Source organism: Streptomyces sp. NPDC021115, from assembly GCF_044333065.1.
In the GTDB taxonomy this organism is placed as follows: Bacteria; Actinomycetota; Actinomycetes; order Streptomycetales; family Streptomycetaceae; genus Streptomyces.
Genome location: NZ_JBIRQF010000004.1, coordinates 460,426 through 478,885, shown reverse-complemented (window position 1 = coordinate 478,885; position 18,460 = coordinate 460,426). Strand labels below are relative to the sequence as shown.

The 18,460-nt window shown below is 72.5% G+C and carries 18 protein-coding genes and 1 pseudogene; 9 read left to right on the top strand and 10 right to left on the bottom strand.

Translation table 11 applies throughout. The features are described from left to right. The first annotated feature begins 100 nt into the window (after positions 1-100). Positions 101-445 (top strand): hypothetical protein, encoded by a 345-nt coding sequence (locus tag ACH4TL_RS16145; RefSeq protein ID WP_179935572.1) that lies wholly within the window; start codon positions 101-103, stop codon positions 443-445. 15 nt (positions 446-460) lie between these two features. On the opposite strand, the gene ACH4TL_RS16140 is transcribed toward ACH4TL_RS16145, so the two are convergent. Beyond that, complete coding sequence (locus ACH4TL_RS16140; RefSeq protein WP_398314488.1) at positions 461-1,492, bottom strand: cation diffusion facilitator family transporter; 1,032 nt, start codon at positions 1,490-1,492, stop codon at positions 461-463. A gap of 224 nt (positions 1,493-1,716) precedes the next feature. Between ACH4TL_RS16140 and ACH4TL_RS16135 the strand changes: the two genes are divergently transcribed. From ACH4TL_RS16135 to ACH4TL_RS16125, 3 genes are all read left to right on the top strand, one after another. Continuing rightward, on the top strand, positions 1,717-2,142 hold the full coding sequence (locus ACH4TL_RS16135; RefSeq protein WP_398314486.1) for a hypothetical protein: 426 nt from the start codon (positions 1,717-1,719) through the stop codon (positions 2,140-2,142). A 74-nt stretch (positions 2,143-2,216) separates the two neighbouring features. Next, positions 2,217-2,882, top strand: a complete 666-nt coding sequence (locus ACH4TL_RS16130; RefSeq protein ID WP_398314484.1) for a DUF3105 domain-containing protein — start codon at positions 2,217-2,219, stop codon at positions 2,880-2,882. Further along, complete coding sequence (locus ACH4TL_RS16125) at positions 2,879-3,577, top strand: DUF305 domain-containing protein (protein WP_398314482.1); 699 nt, start codon at positions 2,879-2,881, stop codon at positions 3,575-3,577. Before ACH4TL_RS16130 ends, ACH4TL_RS16125 begins: the two co-directional genes overlap by 4 nt. Positions 3,578-3,628: 51 nt before the next feature. Here the strand turns inward: ACH4TL_RS16125 and ACH4TL_RS16120 are convergent, their stop codons facing one another. The 6 genes from ACH4TL_RS16120 to ACH4TL_RS16095 all read right to left on the bottom strand — a co-directional run bounded on the left by ACH4TL_RS16120 (position 3,629) and on the right by ACH4TL_RS16095 (position 8,980). Further along, complete coding sequence (locus ACH4TL_RS16120; protein WP_398314480.1) at positions 3,629-4,249, bottom strand: TetR-like C-terminal domain-containing protein; 621 nt, start codon at positions 4,247-4,249, stop codon at positions 3,629-3,631. Between the two features lie 395 nt (positions 4,250-4,644). Next, positions 4,645-5,916 carry a cytochrome P450 gene (locus ACH4TL_RS16115; protein WP_398314478.1) on the bottom strand — a complete coding sequence of 424 codons (1,272 nt, stop codon included), beginning with the start codon at positions 5,914-5,916 and terminating at the stop codon, positions 4,645-4,647. Then, positions 5,913-6,533 carry a GTP-binding protein gene (locus ACH4TL_RS16110; protein ID WP_398314476.1) on the bottom strand — a complete coding sequence of 207 codons (621 nt, stop codon included), beginning with the start codon at positions 6,531-6,533 and terminating at the stop codon, positions 5,913-5,915. Before ACH4TL_RS16110 ends, ACH4TL_RS16115 begins: the two co-directional genes overlap by 4 nt. After that, a complete protein-coding gene (locus ACH4TL_RS16105) occupies positions 6,514-6,876 on the bottom strand; it encodes a DUF742 domain-containing protein (protein ID WP_009716375.1) in 363 nt (120 codons plus the stop codon). Before ACH4TL_RS16105 ends, ACH4TL_RS16110 begins: the two co-directional genes overlap by 20 nt. After that, positions 6,873-7,304: a roadblock/LC7 domain-containing protein gene (locus ACH4TL_RS16100; protein WP_398314474.1), complete on the bottom strand. Its 432-nt coding sequence runs from the start codon at positions 7,302-7,304 to the stop codon at positions 6,873-6,875. The genes ACH4TL_RS16105 and ACH4TL_RS16100 overlap by 4 nt, the downstream gene beginning before the upstream one ends. A gap of 14 nt (positions 7,305-7,318) precedes the next feature. Then, the gene (locus ACH4TL_RS16095) at positions 7,319-8,980 is read right to left on the bottom strand and encodes a sensor histidine kinase (RefSeq protein WP_398314472.1); all 1,662 of its coding nucleotides are present in this window, start codon (positions 8,978-8,980) and stop codon (positions 7,319-7,321) included. Positions 8,981-9,266: 286 nt separating this feature from the next. On the opposite strand from ACH4TL_RS16095, the gene ACH4TL_RS16090 reads away from it, so the two are divergent. Continuing rightward, entirely contained in the window at positions 9,267-9,872 is a 606-nt protein-coding gene (locus ACH4TL_RS16090; RefSeq protein WP_398314471.1) for a TetR/AcrR family transcriptional regulator, read from the top strand. Here ACH4TL_RS16090 and ACH4TL_RS16085 read toward each other — a convergent pair. Beyond that, positions 9,833-12,736: a SpoIIE family protein phosphatase gene (locus ACH4TL_RS16085; protein ID WP_398314469.1), complete on the bottom strand. Its 2,904-nt coding sequence runs from the start codon at positions 12,734-12,736 to the stop codon at positions 9,833-9,835. The genes ACH4TL_RS16090 and ACH4TL_RS16085 overlap by 40 nt on opposite strands. A 229-nt stretch (positions 12,737-12,965) precedes the next feature. On the opposite strand from ACH4TL_RS16085, the gene ACH4TL_RS16080 reads away from it, so the two are divergent. The 3 genes from ACH4TL_RS16080 to ACH4TL_RS16070 all read left to right on the top strand — a co-directional run bounded on the left by ACH4TL_RS16080 (position 12,966) and on the right by ACH4TL_RS16070 (position 16,450). Beyond that, on the top strand, positions 12,966-13,547 hold the full coding sequence (locus ACH4TL_RS16080; RefSeq protein ID WP_398314467.1) for a hypothetical protein: 582 nt from the start codon (positions 12,966-12,968) through the stop codon (positions 13,545-13,547). A 51-nt stretch (positions 13,548-13,598) separates the two neighbouring features. Further along, on the top strand, positions 13,599-15,137 hold the full coding sequence (locus tag ACH4TL_RS16075; protein ID WP_398314465.1) for an ATP-dependent DNA ligase: 1,539 nt from the start codon (positions 13,599-13,601) through the stop codon (positions 15,135-15,137). A gap of 110 nt (positions 15,138-15,247) precedes the next feature. After that, positions 15,248-16,450 carry a UDP-N-acetylglucosamine--N-acetylmuramyl-(pentapeptide) pyrophosphoryl-undecaprenol N-acetylglucosamine transferase gene (locus ACH4TL_RS16070; protein ID WP_398314914.1) on the top strand — a complete coding sequence of 401 codons (1,203 nt, stop codon included), beginning with the start codon at positions 15,248-15,250 and terminating at the stop codon, positions 16,448-16,450. Positions 16,451-16,467: 17 nt separating this feature from the next. Here ACH4TL_RS16070 and ACH4TL_RS16065 read toward each other — a convergent pair whose 3' ends face one another. Then, positions 16,468-16,959, bottom strand: coding sequence for a low molecular weight phosphotyrosine protein phosphatase (locus ACH4TL_RS16065; protein WP_398314463.1), 492 nt, complete (start codon positions 16,957-16,959; stop codon positions 16,468-16,470). Between ACH4TL_RS16065 and ACH4TL_RS16060 the strand changes: the two are divergent. After that, positions 16,841-17,272 (top strand): annotated as a pseudogene (locus ACH4TL_RS16060) (endonuclease/exonuclease/phosphatase family protein); the annotation flags it as partial. The gene ACH4TL_RS16065 and the pseudogene ACH4TL_RS16060 overlap by 119 nt on opposite strands. Here the strand turns inward: ACH4TL_RS16060 and ACH4TL_RS16055 are convergent. Then, a complete protein-coding gene (locus ACH4TL_RS16055; protein WP_398314462.1) occupies positions 17,269-18,369 on the bottom strand; it encodes a LysR family transcriptional regulator in 1,101 nt (366 codons plus the stop codon). The pseudogene ACH4TL_RS16060 and the gene ACH4TL_RS16055 overlap by 4 nt on opposite strands. Between the last annotated feature and the right edge of the window lie 91 nt (positions 18,370-18,460).

Below are 18,460 nucleotides of genomic sequence, written 5' to 3'. Positions count from 1 at the left end.
ATGGCCGTACGGGACCCCCGACCGTGTGACGCCCCGGGCGCGGGTGGCATCTAATGGCGCAAGGCACCCCTTCGGAGTGACCTGGTGAGGTGAGCGCGGCATGAGCAGCGTCCTGAGCGGCATCGTGTCCCTGCCCCCGGACACCCCCACGGTCCGGGCGGCCCGGGTGGTGGTGGAGGTGCGCAACGTGTCCCGCGCCGACGTGGCCACCTCCGTCGTGGGGGCTCAGGTGCAGACCGATGTGCCGCTGAGCCCGGCCGGACACATCCCGTTCAGCGTCACGGTCCCCGGCGAGCTGGACCCCGACGACGCCTATGGGCTGCGCGTCCACGTCGATCTGAGCGGTACGGGGTTCCTGGAGCGCGGCGACCTGGTGAGCGCCCGCGTGGGCCCCGTACCCCCGGCCTCCACCGCCGGGCTGATCGCCCCGGTCAGCGCCGTCTGAGCCGGCAGGGCCCCCTCACGCCATGTGGTGGGCCAGCGGTGCGTGCGGGTCGGGGGCCCGGTCGGACGGGGCCGGGTCGGCGTGGATCAGGGCTGCGGTCAGCCGGGGGACGGCGTGCAGCAGGGCGTGTTCGGCGTCCACCGCGACCGCGTGGGCCTCCCGTACGGTCAGCTCGCCGCCGACCACGACCGCGACCTCCGCGCGCAGCCGGTGGCCGATCCAGCGCAGCCGCAGCTCGCCGACGTCCCGTACGCCCGGTACGGCCCGCACGGCCCGCTCGGCCGCGTCGGTGAGGGCCGGGTCGACGGCGTCCATCACCCGGCGGAACACCTCACGGGCGGCGTCGCGCAGCACCAGCAGGATCGCGGCGGTGATGGCGAGGCCGACGAGCGGGTCGGCGAGCCGCCAGCCGAGGGCGGCACCGGCGGCGCTCAGCAGGACGGCGAGCGAGGTGAAACCGTCGGTACGGGCGTGCAGACCGTCGGCGACGAGGGCGGCCGAGCCGATCTCGCGGCCGACGCGGATGCGGTAGCGGGCGACCCATTCGTTGCCGATGAACCCCACCACGGCGGCCGCCGCCACGGCGGGCAGCTGCTCGACGTCGCGCGGGTGCAGCAGCCGGTCCGTGGCGGTCCAGGCGGCGAACCCGGCGGAGGCCGCGATGGTGAGCACGATCGCGATCCCGGCCAGGTCCTCGGCCCGCCCGTAGCCGTAGGTGAAACGGCGGGTGGCGGCGCGGCGGCCGAGCAGGAAGGCGAGCCCGAGCGGCAGGGCGGTCAGGGCGTCGGCGGCGTTGTGGACGGTGTCGCCGAGCAGCGCGACCGACCCGGAGACGACCACGACGACGGCTTGCGCGACGGCGGTCGCGCCGAGGACGGCGAGGGAGGTCCACAGGGCGCGCAAGCCCCGCGCGGAGGACTCCAGGGCCCGGTCCACCTTGTCGGCGGTGTCATGGGAGTGGGGGCGCGCCAGATGGCCCGCCCGATGGCGCCACCGGGCGGCGCGGCCGTGGGTGTTCGAGTGGTCGTGCCCGTGCCGTTCGTCCATGGCGGCCACCTTCCGCGCTCACTCCGTTCCCGCCATCCATTATGTGCACATGAGCGCACGCAAATACCTGTCAGATGCGTACGATGCGCATCCGCGCACCCGGCACGACTGGCACGACTGACGCGATTGCCGCGCTACCCGTTCAGCCCCGGCAGGCCCACTGGTTACGATCTGGCGCGATGGGCAGAGGGCGGAGCGGAGACGACGGCATACGGAAGCGCGTGGTGCGAGCCACCACGCGCTCCGCGCTCAGACGTGTCCTGCCGCTCCTCGCCGCGCTGCTGTGGGTGGCGCCCTCGTGCGTCCACTCCGGTGGCGACCATCCGCCGATATCGGTGGGCTGCCAGCACCGTCTCGTCGCCGAGCCGCGGGCCGAACACCCTCTGCCCGCACGGGCCCTGGCCGCGCACGACGCCCTGGCCACCGGGCACGCCGGGGACCACGCGAAGGCCCCGGGCGGCGGCAGCGACGACTGCGTGGCCGGGCCCCGCGACGGCAACCCCGCCCTGGTGCCCGCGCCCGTCCCGCCGCCCGCCCCCGCCGCGTTCCGGCCGCCGGAGGCCCTGCGGGGCACGGACTCCGTACGGGCGCCGCCCGACACAAAGGTCCACGCCCTCGGCCTCCATCAGCTCCAAGTACTCCGCACCTAGGCCGATCGCCGACGTCCGCCACCACATCACTCATTCAGTGCGACAGTGCGAGAACTGCGAGGACTGGGACAGCCATGGCTACCAAGGGATCGAAGACGAAGGGCGCGGCCGAGCGCCGCGCCAAGATAGAGGAGCTGCGCCGCGCGGAGAAGGCCCGCGAGCGCAGGTACCGCATCATCACCATCACCTCCTGCACCGTGATCGTCGCCGGGCTGGCCGTCGGCGGCTTCTTCCTGGTCGACAAGAGCAACAAGAAGGAGGAGAAGGCCACGAAGGTCAGCTCCTCGGTCGTGAAGTCCGGTGAGTTCAAGGGCATGAAGACCTGGAAGAACCTGGGCCGCACCCATGTGGGCGGCAGCGTGAAGTACGCGATGTCGCCGCCGGTCGGCGGTAACCACAACCAGGTCTGGCAGAACTGCCAGGGCGACGTCTACACCAAGCCGCTGACCAAGGAGAACGCCGTGCACTCGCTGGAGCACGGCGCGGTGTGGGTGACCTACAGCGACAAGGCGTCCAAGGAGGACGTCGCCACCCTCGCGGAGCGCGTGAAGAAGACCCCGTACTCGCTGATGAGCCCCTACGAGGACCAGGACGCGCCGATCGTCCTCAACGCGTGGGGCAACCAGCTGGACGTGCAGAAGGCGTCGGACCCGCGAGTGGCCGCGTTCTTCAAGAAGTTCGTGCAGGGCAAGCAGACGCCGGAGCCGAACGCCTACTGCACCAACGGGAAGTCGTCGTGACGGACGGGACCACCGCCCTCGGCCGCGCGTCGCGGCAGCCGCTGGTGGCGGGGATCACCGCCGCCCTCGCGCTGCTGACGCTGGTGGCGGTCGGGGTGGTGTGGCTGATGAGCGACCGCTCGGAGGGCACGACCGGCACCGGCACCCCGAAGGACACCTCCGCCGAGGCCGGTTTCGCCCGCGACATGTCCACCCACCATCAGCAGGCGGTGGAGATGTCGCTCATCGTGCGCGACCGCACCGACGACGAGGACGTGCGGCGGCTGGCGTTCGACATCCTCAGCGCGCAGGCCACCGAGCGCGGCATCCTTCAGGGCTGGCTCGACCGGTGGGGGCTCGACCGGACGTCCGAGGACGCGCCCATGACGTGGATGAAGCACGGCATGGACGGTATGAAGGGCATGAAGGGCATGAAGGGCATGGACCATGACTACAAGCCGCACGACGGCTCGCTCATGCCGGGCATGGCCACCAACACCGAGCTGGACGAGCTGCGCAAGGCCAAGGGCAAGGCGGCCGAGGTGCTCTACCTGAAGCTGATGACCGCCCACCACAAGGGCGGCGTCGAGATGGCGGAGGGCGCGGCCCGGCTGGTCAAGGACCCGACCGAGAAGCGGCTCGCCACGACGATGGTGCGGGCCCAGCAGTCGGAGATCGAGCTGATGGCCGACATGCTGAAGGAGCGCGGCGCCTGACCCGACGCCCCTGATGACGCCCCCGGCCCCTCCCACGACGGGCCGGGGGCGTCACTCGTCCTCCGCCTCGGCGCGGAACACCCCCGCCCGCGCCGCCGCGTACACCGCCTCGGCGCTCGTGCGCACCAGCCGGGCGTCGATGGGCCTGCGCAGGATGAGCACCCGGTAGTAGAAGGGCGCGCCCAGCGCGGCGATGACGTCCTTGGCGTCAGTGTCCGCCGCCAGTTCGCCCCGGTCGATCGCGTGCCGCACGATCTGGGTCACCTCCTCGATCCGGCCGACGAAGGCGTCGCGGACGATCTCCTCGACCCGTGCGTCCTGGGCGGCGGCGGCCAACAGCCCCTGGATGACGTTGCGGTTGCGCAGCGCGTTGTTGAAGTCGCCGATGGCCTGCGCGAGTTCATGCAGATCCCGCTGGAAGTCGCCCGAATCGGGGGTGGGCAGCGTGGAGCTGCGCTCGGCCAGCAGATCGAGGACGACCCCCTCCACCGTCCGCCAGCGCCGCCGGATGGTCGACACGTGCACCCCGGACCGCTCGGCGAGCTTGTCGAGGGTGAGGGCACTGAACGACTCGGCGTCGAGGGCCTCGTAGGCGGCGGCCAGCACGGCGGCGCGGGTCCGTGCCGTGCGCCCGCCGGGGCGCGCCGAGCCGTGGGGTGGTCGCGCGTTCATGGATGGTGAGCCGCCATCTCTCCTGCCATGGAAGGGGTCGGTAACGGGCCGACCCTATGTCCCGCCAAACCCGGGCGCACGAGATCTTCACCAGTTCAAGCCGCTACCTGCCGGTACTCCATTGCGTGACGTGCCCACGTCTGGATACGGTGACGCTCCCAGCTTAACGCGCGCCCATGAGCATTAAGGGCGAGCTTCCCAGTAGGCGTGCTGGACCTTCCGCACGCGGGGAGGGAAGGTCCAGCGCGCTTACAGCCCCGCGATTCCGCACCCACTTCCGCGACGCCGGGCGCTCCACGACTGCGATTCACCTCACTTCAGCGGGACAGCGAACGGCCCCGGCGGGGCGGTGCGTTGGCACCGGCGCCGGGGCCGGAAGCGGCCGAAAAAGCGGGTCAGTGGGCGAAGGCCGGGGTGAACTCGACCGGGATGGACGACACTCCGCGCATCATCAGCGAGGAGCGCCACTCGAGTTCGTCCGGGGCGACCGCGAGGTTCACGTCCGGGAGGCGGTCGATCAGGACCTCGATGGCGGCCATGGCGATGTTCTCGGCCAGCTCCCGGGAGGCCTGGGGGCAGCCGTGGGTGCCGTGGCTGAAGGCCATGTGGGCCTGGTTGCCCGCCGCCCCGGCCCGGAAGTCGGGGCGTACGTCGGGGTCGGCGTTGGCCGCGGCGAGGCCCAGCATCAGGCAGTCGCCCTTACGGATGTGGCGCCCGGCGAACATGGTGTCCTCGGAGGCCCAGCGGCCGACCCAGTTGGGGACCGGGGTGGCCTCCCACAGCACCTCGTTGAGCGCCTGGCCCACACTGCGCCGGCCGCCGGACATGGTCACCGCGAAGCGCTCGTCGGTGAGCATGAGCCGCAGCGCGTTGCCGATCAGGTCGGTGGTGGGCTGGTGGGCCGCGTAGACGTTGCCCAGGAGGTCGTTGATGATCTCCTCGTCGGTGAGGCCCGCCGGGTGGAACGCCAGCACCGAGGCGATGTTGTTCGCGCCGGGGTTGGCCCGGGTGTGCTCCAGCAGCGCCACCATCCGCTGGGTCAGCCGGTCGAAGGCGGCCGGTCCCGCCTTCCCGCTGACCAGGTCGACCGTCTCCTGGATGAGGGTGGGGTCGTCGTTCAGGCCGTACATGCGGTTCAGCACCCGCAGCGGGATCTGGCTGGCGTACTCGGCCATCAGATCGGCGCGGCCGCTGCCCGCGAAGACGTCGATCAGCGAGTCCGCGACCCGCTCGCACTGCGCCCGCAGTTCGAACGGCTCCACGGACTCCATGCTGTCGATGATCGCCTCGGACCGGCGCTCGTGGTCGGCGCCCTCGGTGAACAGCATCGTCGGCCGGTAGGCGACGAACGTCATCAGCTCCCAGTCGGGCGGGACCCGGTCCCAGGAGTGCCAGCGGCGCGAGTCACGGGCGAACAGGTTGGGGTCCGTGGTGACCCGCAGCAGCTCGCGGTAGCCGAGCACCATCCAGACGGGGATGTCCGGTTCGAGCAGCACGGGCACGACGGGGCCGTGCTCGCGGCGGAGCTTCCGGTACAGCTCGTCCGGATCGCTGCGGAGCAGATCGAAGTCCAGCCGCACCGCGTCCGGCTGCTCCGGCCAGCCCTGGAGCGGTGCGGGGGGAGCGAACGGGTCCACGGGCGGGGACGTGGGGTCCGGGGTGGTCACGCGGTGGTCTCCCGGGCGGCGGAGGAGGTGGACAGGGAGTAGAGGTGGCGGGCGAGCGCGACCAGTACGGCCTTGCTGGAGTCCCGCTCACGCGCGTCGCAGTCGATCACGGGGACGTCCGGGGGCAGATCGAGCGCGTCCCGGACCTCCTCCAGGGTGTGCTGCGGTTCGGTGAAGTTGTTGCGGGCCACGATGAACGGCGTCCCGTGGTACTCGAGGCGGTCGATGGCGTACCAGGAGTCGGCGAGCCGGTTGGTGTCGACCAGGACGACCGCGCCCAGGGTCCCGGCGAAGAGCCGGTCCCACAGGAACCAGAAACGTTCCTGCCCTGGCGCGCCGAAGAGATAGAGCACCATCTCCTCGTCCAGGCTGATGCGGCCGAAGTCGAAGGCGACCGTGGTGGTCGTCTTCGACTGGACGAACGAGGCGTCGTCGATCCCGACGCCCGCCTGGGTCATCGTCTCCTCGGTGCTGAGCGGGCGGATCTCGCTCACCGACTGGACCATCGTCGTCTTGCCCACGCCGAAGCCGCCGACGATCACGATCTTGAGGCCGTCGCTCGCGCTCGCCCGCAGCGGTGCCCGGACGTCGGCGCGGTCAGAGGTTCTGGAGTGCAACGAGCACCTTCTTCAGCGTTTCGGGCTCCGGCAGCCCTCCGTTGTCGGGTCGGGCCGCATGCGGATGGCGCGCGGTGATCTTGCCGGTGTCCAGCAGGTCGCACAGCAGGATCTTGACCACGCTGACGGGCATTCCCAGATACGAGGAGATCTCCACGACCGCCATCGGCCGCCGGCACATCCGCAGGATCTTGACGTGCTCGGACTGCATGCCGAGTGACGGTTCGGATTCGCTGACGATGAGCGTGACCATGTCGAACACGCTCTCGTCGGCGCGGCTGCGGCCACCGGTGACGGTGTACAGCCGGTCAGGGTCCTCGCTGTCGAGCGGCCCTCGGATCATGCGTTCGCCCCGCCGCCACTGCCGCCGTTCGCGAAGGTACGGGGCGCCGCCCGCAGATGGTCGCCGATCTGCTCGACCATCTCGTTCATGTTGTGGCCGATGATGCCGACATCGGCCTCGTCGTGCGCCACGACGGCCAGATGGGCGCCCTCACCGGCCTCGACGATGAACAGAATTCCGCCGTGGAACTCCGTCATGGACTGCCGTACGCCGCCGCTGCCGTCCCCGAACTCGATCGACGCACCGTGGGAGAGGCTCTGGATGCCCGAGGCGATGGCCGCCAGCTGGTCGGCCTGGTCCACGGAGAGTCCGGACGTGAGGCAGAGCTTGAGACCGTCCCGGGACAGCACCAGCGCGTGCCGGGCGCCCGGCGTCTTCTCCAGCAGGTTCTCCAGCAGCCAGTCCAAGCTGCGGTCTGTGGTGTTCATCGGCGTTCCTATCATCACGGCTGGTCGTTCTCGGCGGACTCAGCAGACTCGGCGGACTCGGCGGACGGCGCGGACCCGGTGGACGACACGGGTCCGGTGGCTTCTGCGGGCGTCGCCGACGTGGTGTTACGCCCGGGGGCATCGCCGGTGGGGCAGCCGCGCGTGGCGTCGCGGAAGGCACCGAAGCGGGCCCCGGCGTCGGTACGCGGAGGCTTCGGCTTGGCGTCGGGCGCGGGGCGGGGCGTGGCCCGGGTGGCGGCGGCGAGGGTCTCGCCGCGGCGCCGCCGGGGCAGCCCGTTGATGCGCGGCTCCGCCGGGGCGTCGCTGCCGGACGAGCCGGAGGCGGCCCCGGAGGGCGCGGCAGGCTCCGCGGCGGGCGACGGCTCGGCGGGAGCGGACGGGGCCGCCGGAGCCTCGGGAGCCGAGGGGGCCTCCGGGGCGGACACCTCGGCGCTCGCGGCGACCCGGTAACCGGCGGGCTCCACCGCGCGCCCCTCAGGGGCGGCGGCGCGCGGCCGGGCGGACTCGGCGCGCTTCCGCGCGGACGCCCCGGGCACCGCTTCCTGGTTGATGTGCGTGATCAGCTGCTGCGGGATCAGAACCACGACGCCGGTGCCTCCCCGGGCGGACGGCCGGAAGGAGACCGTCAGCCCGTGCTTGCGGGCCAGACAGCCGACGACCGCGAGGCCGAGCCGGGTGCCGGACAGGGTGGTCAGGTCGAGTGTCTGCGAGGAGACCGCCTTCTGGGCGCGGGCCAGCGCGGACGGGCCCATGACCAGGCCGCCGTCCTCGATGGTGACCACGACGCCGGTGTGGGTCTCCTCGACGTACACGTGCACCTCCTCGGTGGGAGGCGAGAAGCTGGTGGCGTTGTCCATCAGCTCGGCGAGGGCGTGCATGACGCCCTCGGCGGCGTACCCGGCCACCGCGGCGTTGCTGGCCGCGTGGACCCGTACCCGCTGATAGGCGCTGATCCGGCCGACCGCGCCGCGCAGGATGGACTCCATCACGATGGGCTTGGTCCAGCGGCGGCCGGAGCGGGCGCCGGTGAGGACCGCGATGCTGTCCGCGATGCGGCCGGTCTGGGCCGTGGTGTGGTCCAGCTTCAGCAGGTCGCCGAGTACGGCCTCGTCGTGCCGGTTCTCCATCTCGCGCAGGTCGGCGAGCATGCTGGTGGCCAGGGCCTGGACCCGGCCCGCAGCGTTGGCGCACGCCGCCATCGCGGAGGCGCGCATCCGCTCACCGGTGCCGATCTCCTGCACCACGCGGCGCAGCACCCGGCCGTGCGCCTGGTCGCCGGGCTTCGTCACCTGCATCAGCACGGTGTCCGCCGAGTTGCCTTCCCGCAGGCCCCTTACCGCGGCGGGAATCGTTTCGTCAGCGAGCCGGGCGGCCTCCGCGGAGTGCTGCGCGGCCGCGGCCTCCAGGCTCGCGATGCGGGACTGGAGCCTGCCGATGGTCCGCGACCGGTGGGCGGCGACCGCGAGGGCGACGCCCAGAGCCACGGCGGCCAGCGCGCAGAAGACGGCGACGAGGACGCGCTGGGCTTCGGGCACCTCTGCCGTCACCCAGGCCCCCGCCCCGCCGGCGACGACCGCCGCCAGCAGGGGCACGGCCAGGGCCTGCCGGGTTACGGCAGGCCCCTTGTAGGGATGGCTGGATATATGTGCTGACATCTATCAGGTCCTCATGGGCGCGTTCGAGGGTTGAAGGTGGACCACGCGGACATCAAGCCGTGGGCGGCACATGGTAGTACTGCTCGGCCAATTTTTAACGACCCCGCTCAGCACACGGACCATGACGGCCCGTCAGCATGACGTCCAAGGAACGGACGTTGTCCGATCGGGCCAAAGTTGAACGGTTCTGAGCTGGGGTCACGTATCCCATCCTGCGCACAGCGGGCCCCGGCAGGGAACCCGATTGCCGTGGTCCGAGTATCTAGCACTGCTAGGGTCCGGTGTCATGTCCTCCTCCGAACGCCGTGACCACGAGCGCGCCCTGCGCCATCAGCTGATCATCACCGCCGCCCGGGAACTGGCGGAGGCGGAGGGCTGGGAAGCGGTGACGACCCGTCGGCTGGCCGAGCGCGTCGAATACGGCCAGCCGGTGCTCTACAGCCACTTCAAGGGCAAGGACGCCATCGTGCGCGCGGTGGCCGTCGAGGGCTTCGACGACCTCGCCGCCGCGCTGCGGCGGGCCCGGAGCGCCGCGGACCCGCCCCGGGGGGCGCTGCGCGCGGTGGGTCGCGCCTATCTGGACTTCGCGGCCGCCCGCCCCGCGCTCTACGCGGCGATGTTCGTCATGGAGACCGGCCTTCCGTTCGCGCGGGAGGACACGCCCCCCGCGCTGCGCGCCGCCTTCGAGGAGCTGCTGGCCGCGGCCGGTGGCACCCGGGACAGGGCGCGCGACGAGCTGCACGCGGAGGTCGTCTGGAGCGCGCTGCACGGGCTCGCCGTGCTGGCCGGCGCCGGGCGGATTCCGCCGGAGCGGCAGCGGGAGCGGCTGGACGTCCTGGTCGGGCGGTTCGGTCAGGACGGGCCGGGCAGCACCGGCGGCCGGGACGCCTGAGCCGACGGCGACACCCCGTACGACTCCGGCGGCCCCGAGGGCCCCGGCAGCTCCGGGGAGCCCGGCGGTACCGATGTCACCGGTGGCTCCGGCGCTTCCGGCGCTTCCGGCGTTTCCGGCAGGGCGAGTTCGGCCCAGATGACCTTGCCGCCCGAGGTGTAGCGCGTCCCCCAGCGCTCGGCGAACTGGGCGACCAGGAACAGCCCGCGGCCGCCCTCGTCGGTCGTCGTCGCGTACCGCAGATGCGGCGAGGTGCTGCTGGTGTCGGACACCTCGCAGATCAGCCCGCGGTCGTGGATCAGCTGGAGCCGGATCGGTCCGGTGGCGTACCGGATGGCGTTGGTGATCAGCTCGCTGAGGACGAGTTCGGCGGTGAACGCCACCTCCTCCATGCCCCACTCCGCCAGCTGCCGCAGCACCTCGGCGCGCACCCCGGCCACCGCGGCCGGGTCGGACGGCACGTCCGAGGACACCACCCGGCCCGGGCCCAGCACCCGGGTCCGGGCGGCGATCAGCGCGATGTCGTCGCCCGGCTCGGCGGGCAGCATCGCGTCCAGCACCTCGGTGCAGATCTCCTCGGGCGACCGCCCCGGGTGTGCCAGGGCGGCGCGCAGCATCTCCAGGCCGATGTCGATCTCCCGGCGGCGGTCCTCGATGAGCCCGTCGGTGTAGAGGACGAGATGGCTGTGCTCGGGCAGCTCCAGTTCAGCCGTGTCGAACGGCAGCCCGCCCAGGCCCAGCGGGGGCCCCGCGGGCAGGTCGGGGAACTCCACCGAGCCGTCCGGGCTCACCACCGCGGGCGGCGGATGGCCTGCCCGGGCCATGGTGCAGCGCCGGGTCACCGGGTCGTAGATCGCGTACAGGCAGGTGGCGCCGGTCGCGCCGGTCAGCGGCTCGCCGCCGCCGGGGACGTCCTGGCCGAGGGGGCTCTCGTCCTGGTCGATGCGGGCCACCAGGTCGTCGAGATGGGTCAGGATCTCGTCGGGCGGCAGATCGAGGGTGGAGAAGTTGTGCACGGCGGTGCGCAGCCGCCCCATCGTCGCGGCCGCGTGCAGCCCGTGCCCGACCACGTCGCCCACCACGAGCGCCACCCGCGCACCGGGCAGCGGGATGACGTCGAACCAGTCGCCGCCGACGCCCGATTCGGCGGGCAGATAGCGGAACGCCACGTCCAGCGCGCTCTGCGCGGGCACGGCGCGGGGAAGCAGGCTGTGCTGGAGGGTGACCGCCATGGTGTGCTCGCGGGTGTAGCGGCGGGCGTTGTCGATGCACACCGCCGCGTGGGAGGCCAGCTCCTCGGCGAGCGTCACCTCTTCCTCCTCGAACGGGTCGCGCTCCGCCATCCGCCAGAAGTTGACCACGCCGAGCAGCACGCCACGGGCCCGCAGCGGCACGGTGACCAGCGACCGTACGCCGTACTCGATGACCTTGGCGGTCTGGACGGGGTCCTGGGCCTGCCAGCCGGGGGCCAGGCTCAGATCGTCCTCGACGACCGCCTGTCCGCTGCCCAGACCCCACGCCTGGGGCGTGGACTCGGCGAACGAGAACCGCTCGCCCACGGGATAGAAGGGGTGGTCGGGCCGGATGCCGTGGGCGGCCGCCCGGCACATCTCGGCGCCGCCGACCGCGGGCGGCTCCTCCCCGCGCGATACGGGATCGGCCAGGTCGACCGTGACGAAGTCGGCGAACCGCGGCACCGCCACCCGCGCCAGCTCCTCGGCGGTGCGCCCCACATCCAGCGTGGTGCCGACCTCCACGCTGGCGTCGTACAGCAGCTTGAGCCGCTTCTGGGCCACGTCGGCGCGGCCCGAGAGGGCGCGCAGCTCGGTGGAGTCGCGCAGGGTGGTGACGCTGCCGGGCGGGCCGCCGTCGCGGTCGGTGGGCCGGTTGTTCACCGCCAGCAGCCGTTCCCCGGCCACCAGCACCTCGTCGGTGACGACGCGCCGGGAGGTCAGCAGCCCGGCCACCCCCGGGTCCAGGCCCAGCTGGTGGACCGGGCGCCCCTCGGGCCGCGGCGGCAGGCCGAGCAGCCGGGACGCCTCGTCGTTGGCGAGCACCAGCAGGCCGTCGCCGTCGACGATCAGCACGCCCTCGCGCACGGCGTGCAGCACCGCGTCGTGGTGCTCGTACATCTGCGTCATCTCGCCGGGTTCCAGCCCCCGGGTCTGGCGCCGCAGCCGCCTGCTGACCATGGCGGTGCCGCCGGTGGCCAGGGCGAGCGAGGCGGTGACGGCGCCGATGAGCAGCGGCATCTGGCGGTCCGCGAGCCCGCTCACCTTCTTGATCGTCATCCCCGCGCCGACCGCCCCGACGACCTTGTGGTGGCTGTCGAAGATGGGCGCCACCGCGTCCATCGCCTCGCCCATGGTGCCGGGGCCGGTACCGGTGGTGGTGCGCCCGTGCAGCGCGGGCGCGATGGTGCCGATGTAGTGGTGTCCGATCCGCGCGGGATTGGGGTGGGTGAGCCGGATGCCGTCGGTCTTCATGACGACGACGAAGTCGAGCCCGGTCTGCTTCCGGACGGTCTCCGCCCTCGGCTGGAGCACGGCGGTCGGATCGGGGCTGTGCAACGCCCGGACCATCCCCGGCGAGCCGGCGAAGGACTCGGCGACGGCGACCGACCGGCTGCGCGCCTCATCGGTGGCGTCGTGCCGCACCTGGAGCACCAGGGCAGCGGTCGCCGCGGCACCGAGCAGCAGCACGATGATCAGCTGGAGGACGAAGACCTGGCCGGCGACGCTGCGGACACTGAGCCATGCCCGCCGGCGCCGCCCCGCCTCCTGAGGCCGCTCACGTCGCCGACTCCGTGGGCGCCGACCGGGGAACACGCGGGCAACCCACGATCGACCCATGAACCGGGCCATAGAGATACATCTACACCGGGATTTCCCGGAAAGCGAACCCCTTATGCCCGCCATACACGCGAAAAACACCTTCTGCTGACAAAAGGTGACTTTATGTGCGGAGGCCCGCCCGGAACGCGGGGTGCCGACCTCAGCGGACTGTGCAAACCTGGCAACAGGGCAATTCACCCGAATTGCCGCGAAACGGCGGTCACCGTGCCGTCGCTCGCGTCTGACGAAGGAGCCCGACATGGCCACTCACGCGGGTGGAGTCCACCCGGGAACCGCCCCCCGCACCTATGGCGGGGTCAGCGGACGTCTCGTCTTCGGCGCCGTCATGATGCTCTTCGGCGGTCTCATGACCCTGGCCCAGGGCGTCGCGGCCGTACGCACCGACAGGGTGTTCGTGTCCACCCCGAACTACATCTTCAGCTACGACCTCACCGGTTGGGGCTGGATCCACATGATCCTCGGCATCGTCCTGGTGATCACCGGTCTGGCGACGTTCACCGGAGCGATGTGGGCCCGGGTCGTGGGCGTGGTGATCGCGGGGCTCGCCCTGATCGCCAACTTCCTGTGGCTGCCGTACACCCCGCTGTGGGCGACGGTGCTGATGCTCATCGACGCGTTCGTCATCTGGGCCCTGTGCACCGGCGGGGGCCAGGTCACGGAGGTGGGGGGCGGGGCGGCCCGGTCGGCCGGGTCCACCGGCGGCGGCAACATGGGCGGCGGCACTGGGGGCGGCGGCACGATGGGCGGTGGCGCTGGGGGCGGCGGGCAGGGTCCCGGTCCCGAGCCCCGGCCCGGCGGAACGGGTCCCGGAGTCGAATGACGACCGGGGCGCGCGCGTGCGGCACGGCGGCGGCAGAGGCAGGCTGGAGCCATGCTGCTGGCCGATGTCGCACGCACCTCCCGGCGGGTCGCGGCCACCTCCGCCCGCTCGGAGAAGATCGCCGCGCTGGCCGGGCTGTTCCGCCGTACCGAACCCGGCGAGGCGCCCGTGGTGATCACCTACCTCGCCGGGAAGCTGCCGCAGCGCCGCACCGGCGTCGGCTGGTCCACCCTGCGGCAGCCGCACCGGCCCGCCGACGCCCCGCGGCTCGCCGTCCTCGACGTGGACCGCGCGCTGAACCGGATCGCCGCCGTCTCCGGCACCGGCGCCGGGGCGGAGCGCAAACGCCTCGTCGGCGCCCTGATGGCCGAGGCCACCGAGGACGAACAGCGCTTCCTGCTCGGGCTCATCGGCGGTGAGCTGCGCCAGGGCGCGCTGGAGGCGCTGGCCGTGGAGGGCCTGGCCCAGGCGGTCGGGGCCCCGCCCGCCGAGGTGCGCCGGGCGGTGATGCTCGGCGGCTCGCTGGGCGCGGTCGCCGAGGCCCTGCTCGCGCGCGGCCCCGCCGCGCTGGCCGACTTCCGGCTGGAGGTGGGGCGGCCGGTCCTGCCGATGCTCGCGCAGAGCGCGGCCGACCTGGACGAGGCCATGGACCGGCTGGGCCCGTGCGTGATCGAGGAGAAGCTGGACGGCATCCGGGTCCAGGTGCACCGGGACGGGGACGACGTACGGATCTACACCCGCACCCTGGACGAGATCACCGACCGGCTCCCCGAGGTGGTGACCGCGGCCCGTGAACTCGCCGTGCGGCGGGCCGTCCTCGACGGCGAGGTGATCTCGCTGGACGAGACCGGGCGGCCGCGCCCCTTCCAGGAGACCTCGGCCCGGGTCGGCTCCCGGCTCGACGTCGCCGGGGCGTCCGCCGCGCTGCCGCTGTCCCCCGTCTTCTTCGACCTGCTCGCCGTGGACGACCGCGATCTGCTCGCCCTGCCGACCCGTGAGCGCCACACCGAACTGGCCCGGATCGCCCCCGCGCCCCGCCGGGTGCGACAGCTGGTCGCCGAGCACCCGGCGGACCCGGAAATCCGGCGGGCGGCCCGCGCGTTCGCCGCCGACGTGCTGGAACGGGGCCACGAGGGCGTGCTCGCCAAGGGTCTGGAGGCCCCGTACGGCGCGGGACGGCGCGGCGCGTCCTGGCTGAAGGTCAAGCCGGTGCACACCCTCGACCTGGTGGTGCTGGCCGCCGAATGGGGCCACGGCCGCCGCACCGGCAAGCTGTCCAACCTCCACCTCGGCGCCCGGCGCCCGGACGGCACGTTCCTGATGCTCGGCAAGACCTTCAAGGGCCTGACCGACGCGCTGCTGGAGTGGCAGACCGAAGCGCTGCTGGGGATCGCGGTCAGCGACGACGGCTGGGTGGTGCGGGTGCGGCCCGAGCTGGTGGTGGAGGTGGCCTTCGACGGCCTCCAGCGCTCCTCCCGCTACCCGGCCGGGGTCACCCTGCGCTTCGCCCGGGTGCTGCGCTACCGGGAGGACAAGCCCGCCGAGCAGGCGGACACGGTGGAGACGGTGCTGGCCCTGCGGCGGCCGTGAGCCGGTCACGGTTTGCCATGCTCCGACGTCGCTCCCTGATGGGCGAAGAGAGATGACGCATCGTCGATGACAAGCCGACGAGGGTGCGGGGAAATACCGACGTGCTGCCCATGGTCGGCAGTAGGGTGCGCGGGGTGAATGAACCTTCCCGTCTGCCGAACGCCTTTCGCCTCATCGTCACGGGCGGAGGTACCGGTGGCCACACCTACCCCGCTCTGACTGCGGTCCGGGCGTTGCAGACCCGGCTGACGGCCGACCGCCGCACGCTCGACGTCCTCTGGATCGGCACGCCCGACGGGCTGGAGGCCCGCGTCGCCCCGGCCGAGGGCATCACCTTCAAGACCGTCGCGACGGGCAAGATCCGCAGGTCTGCGAACCCGCTCAAGATGGTCTCCCCGGCGAACGTCAAGGACATGGCGCGGGTGCCGCTCGGTGTCGCTCAGGCCCGCAAGATCGTGTCGGACTTCCGGCCGGACGTCGTCCTCGCGACCGGCGGGTACGTCGCCGTCCCGGCCGGGCTCGCCGCGCGCATGTGCAAGCGCCCGCTGGTGCTGCATGAACAGACCGTGCGGCTCGGGCTGGCGAACCGGAAGCTGGCCGGGTCGGCGACGCGTATCGCCGTGTCGTCGGAGTCGACGCTCCCGCTCCTCCCGGAGGCCGTGCGGTCCGCGGCCGTCGTCACAGGCAACCCGGTACGGCCGGAGGTCCTGATCGGCCACGCTGAGAAGGCGGTCGCCGCCCTCGGGCTGGTCGGCTTCGACCGACGGCTCCCGACGCTCTACGTCACCGGCGGCGCGCAGGGCGCGCAGCAGATCAACACCGTCGTGCGGGACGCCCTCCCGTGGCTGCTGGAGCGCGCGAACATCATCCACCAGTGCGGTTCGGCGAACGTCGAGGCCCTGCACGCGAGCGCGTCGGCGCTCCCGCCGCACCTCGCCGGGCGGTACTACCTCACCGGATTCGTCGGCCCTGAGCTCCCCGACGTCCTGGCGCTCGCCGACGTCGTGGTTTCCCGCAGCGGCGCCGGCACTCTCGCGGAGCTCACCGCCCTCGGCAAGCCGGCCGTGTTCGTGCCGCTCGCCTCCTCGGCAGGGAACGAGCAGGCGCACAACGCCCGGCATTTGGAAGAAGCGGGCGCGGCCGTCGCGCTGGAGGGAGAGGTCACCTCGGACCGGCTGCAGAATGCCCTCGGGCCCCTGCTCACCGACCCGGCGCGGCGCACGGGGATGGCGGAGGCGGCCCGGGCGCACGGACGGCCGGACGCGGCGGACAGGCTCGTGGACGTGCTCCTGTCCGCCGCATCCGGCGGTTGACTGGGCCGGGGCCGGTTCTACGGGAGGTGCCGAGGGGCGCCGTCCTCGATGAGGCGGACGACAGCGGCGAAGGCCTTCGGCTCCTTGCCCCAGGGGTCAGGTACGTCCCGGTCCTCCAGATAGAGGCCGATCTTCGGCACGGTCTCCTCGTCGGCGAGGGCGCGGAGCGCGGCGAGGTTGCCGGTGTCCATGGCGAGGACAGTGTCCGCCCAGTCCAGCAGGCCGGGAGTGAGGTGTACGCCGCGGTGCGCGGTGAGGTCGTAGCCGGCTGCTGCCGCTGCGGTCACCATCCCCGTGTGCGCGGGGTGCCCGACCCATTTGTCCCGGGTGCCGGCCGACCGGACCTCGACGGCTGGGCCGCCGAGCTCCGCGAGGACGCGTGCTGCGAGAGGTGAGCGGCGCGAGCTGTCGATGCCGGGAGCGGTCGCGCGGATCGGGGGCGAGAGGCTACGGCTCCAGGTCGCGCACCCGATGCCGCCGATGCCCGGACAGCTGGACGTGTGGCGCACCGAACTGGGGCGGCTGCGCGCGTACGCTGCCGGGCGCGGCGACCACCCCACGCTGATCGCGGGCGACTTCAACGCGACGCAGGACCACGCCGCGTTCCGCGCCCTGCTGGACACCGGGATGCGGGACAGCGCACGGGCCGCCGGGGTGTCCCGGACGCCGAGCTGGCCGAGCACCACGGCTCCGGCGCTGGGCGCGCAGATCGACCACGTCCTGGTCAGCGACGCGCTGCGGCCGCGCACCGCCCGCTTCCTGGACCTGGGGAACACCGACCACCGGGCGCTGCTGGTCGACCTCGACCTGCACGCGGACTAACCCAGGTCCTCGCCCGGGTCCTGCGCGGTGGCCAGCTCGAACGGGTCCTGGTCCGGACCCTCCCCTGGCCCGTGCCGCTCGCGGCGCCACCGCTCCTTCTCCCGCTCCAGCGCGTCCCACAGCAGGTTGAGCGGATGACCGGCGTCGTATCCCGCGCGCTCACCGCGCCGGGTGAACGCGCCGAGCAGCACCTCCAGCCGCGGCCCGGTGTCATGGACCAGTCCGACGGGGCGCAGCCCGCGCGCGTACGCCGCCTGCGGATCGCCCGCCGCGTCCGCGACGTCGTCGGTGACCAGCATGCAGCCGCGCACCACCCCCGAACGCAGCAGCTCCAGACCGTAGTTGACGTTGTCGATCTCGGCGGCGAGGCGCAGGGTGTCGCGGTAACCGGCGCCGAACCAGGTGTGCAGCACCCCGGCCATCACCCCGCTCGCCGACACCACCAGCGGAAGCGTGGCCAGTTCGCCGCGTTCGACGGCCGGTCCCGGCAGTTCGTCCTCGGGCAGATTGGTCACCAGCGAGACCGCGCTGCGCCGCCACTCCATGACGTCGAAGGCGTCGAGTGCGCCGGAGGTTTCCCGACCGGATTCGGTCACCACGCTTCCGCACACCAGATCGATTTCCTTGGCGCGCAGTTTGGCCAGGACGTCCCGGGTCCGCACATGGCCGACCTTGAGGTCGATCCCGCGTTCCCGGAATTCCTCGGCGACCCGCTCCCTGGCGCTCGCGAGATAACCGAGGGTAAAACGCGTCGTCCCCACGATCAGGCTCCGGCCGAGGCGGCGACGGGAGCTGTGGATGCCGTCCAGCCAGTCGCCGAGCGTTCCCCGGGCCAATTCGACGAGGGCCGTCCCCGTGCCGGTGAACAGCACATCCTTGCCGCGCCCCTGCTTGAGCACCAGAGGCTCACCGCACAGCTCGGAGAAGTTGCGGTTCATCGTGTCGAGCTGCTTTTGCACGCTGGCCTGTTCCCGCCCGAGCGCACGGGCGGCGCCCAGCGCCGTACCGGTCTCATGGACCACCACCAGCGTGCGGAGCTGGTCCATGGTGGTGTCCATGAGCGCGAGCGGACTGTCCAGCAGTCCGGACCTCGTCATGATTGTTTTCCCTCCCCGTTTCTCCCCGTCTCCCCCGATCCCCGCCAAGGGGTCCCGAGTTTACGCAGCCGCCCCCTGGTAACCCGGGCGG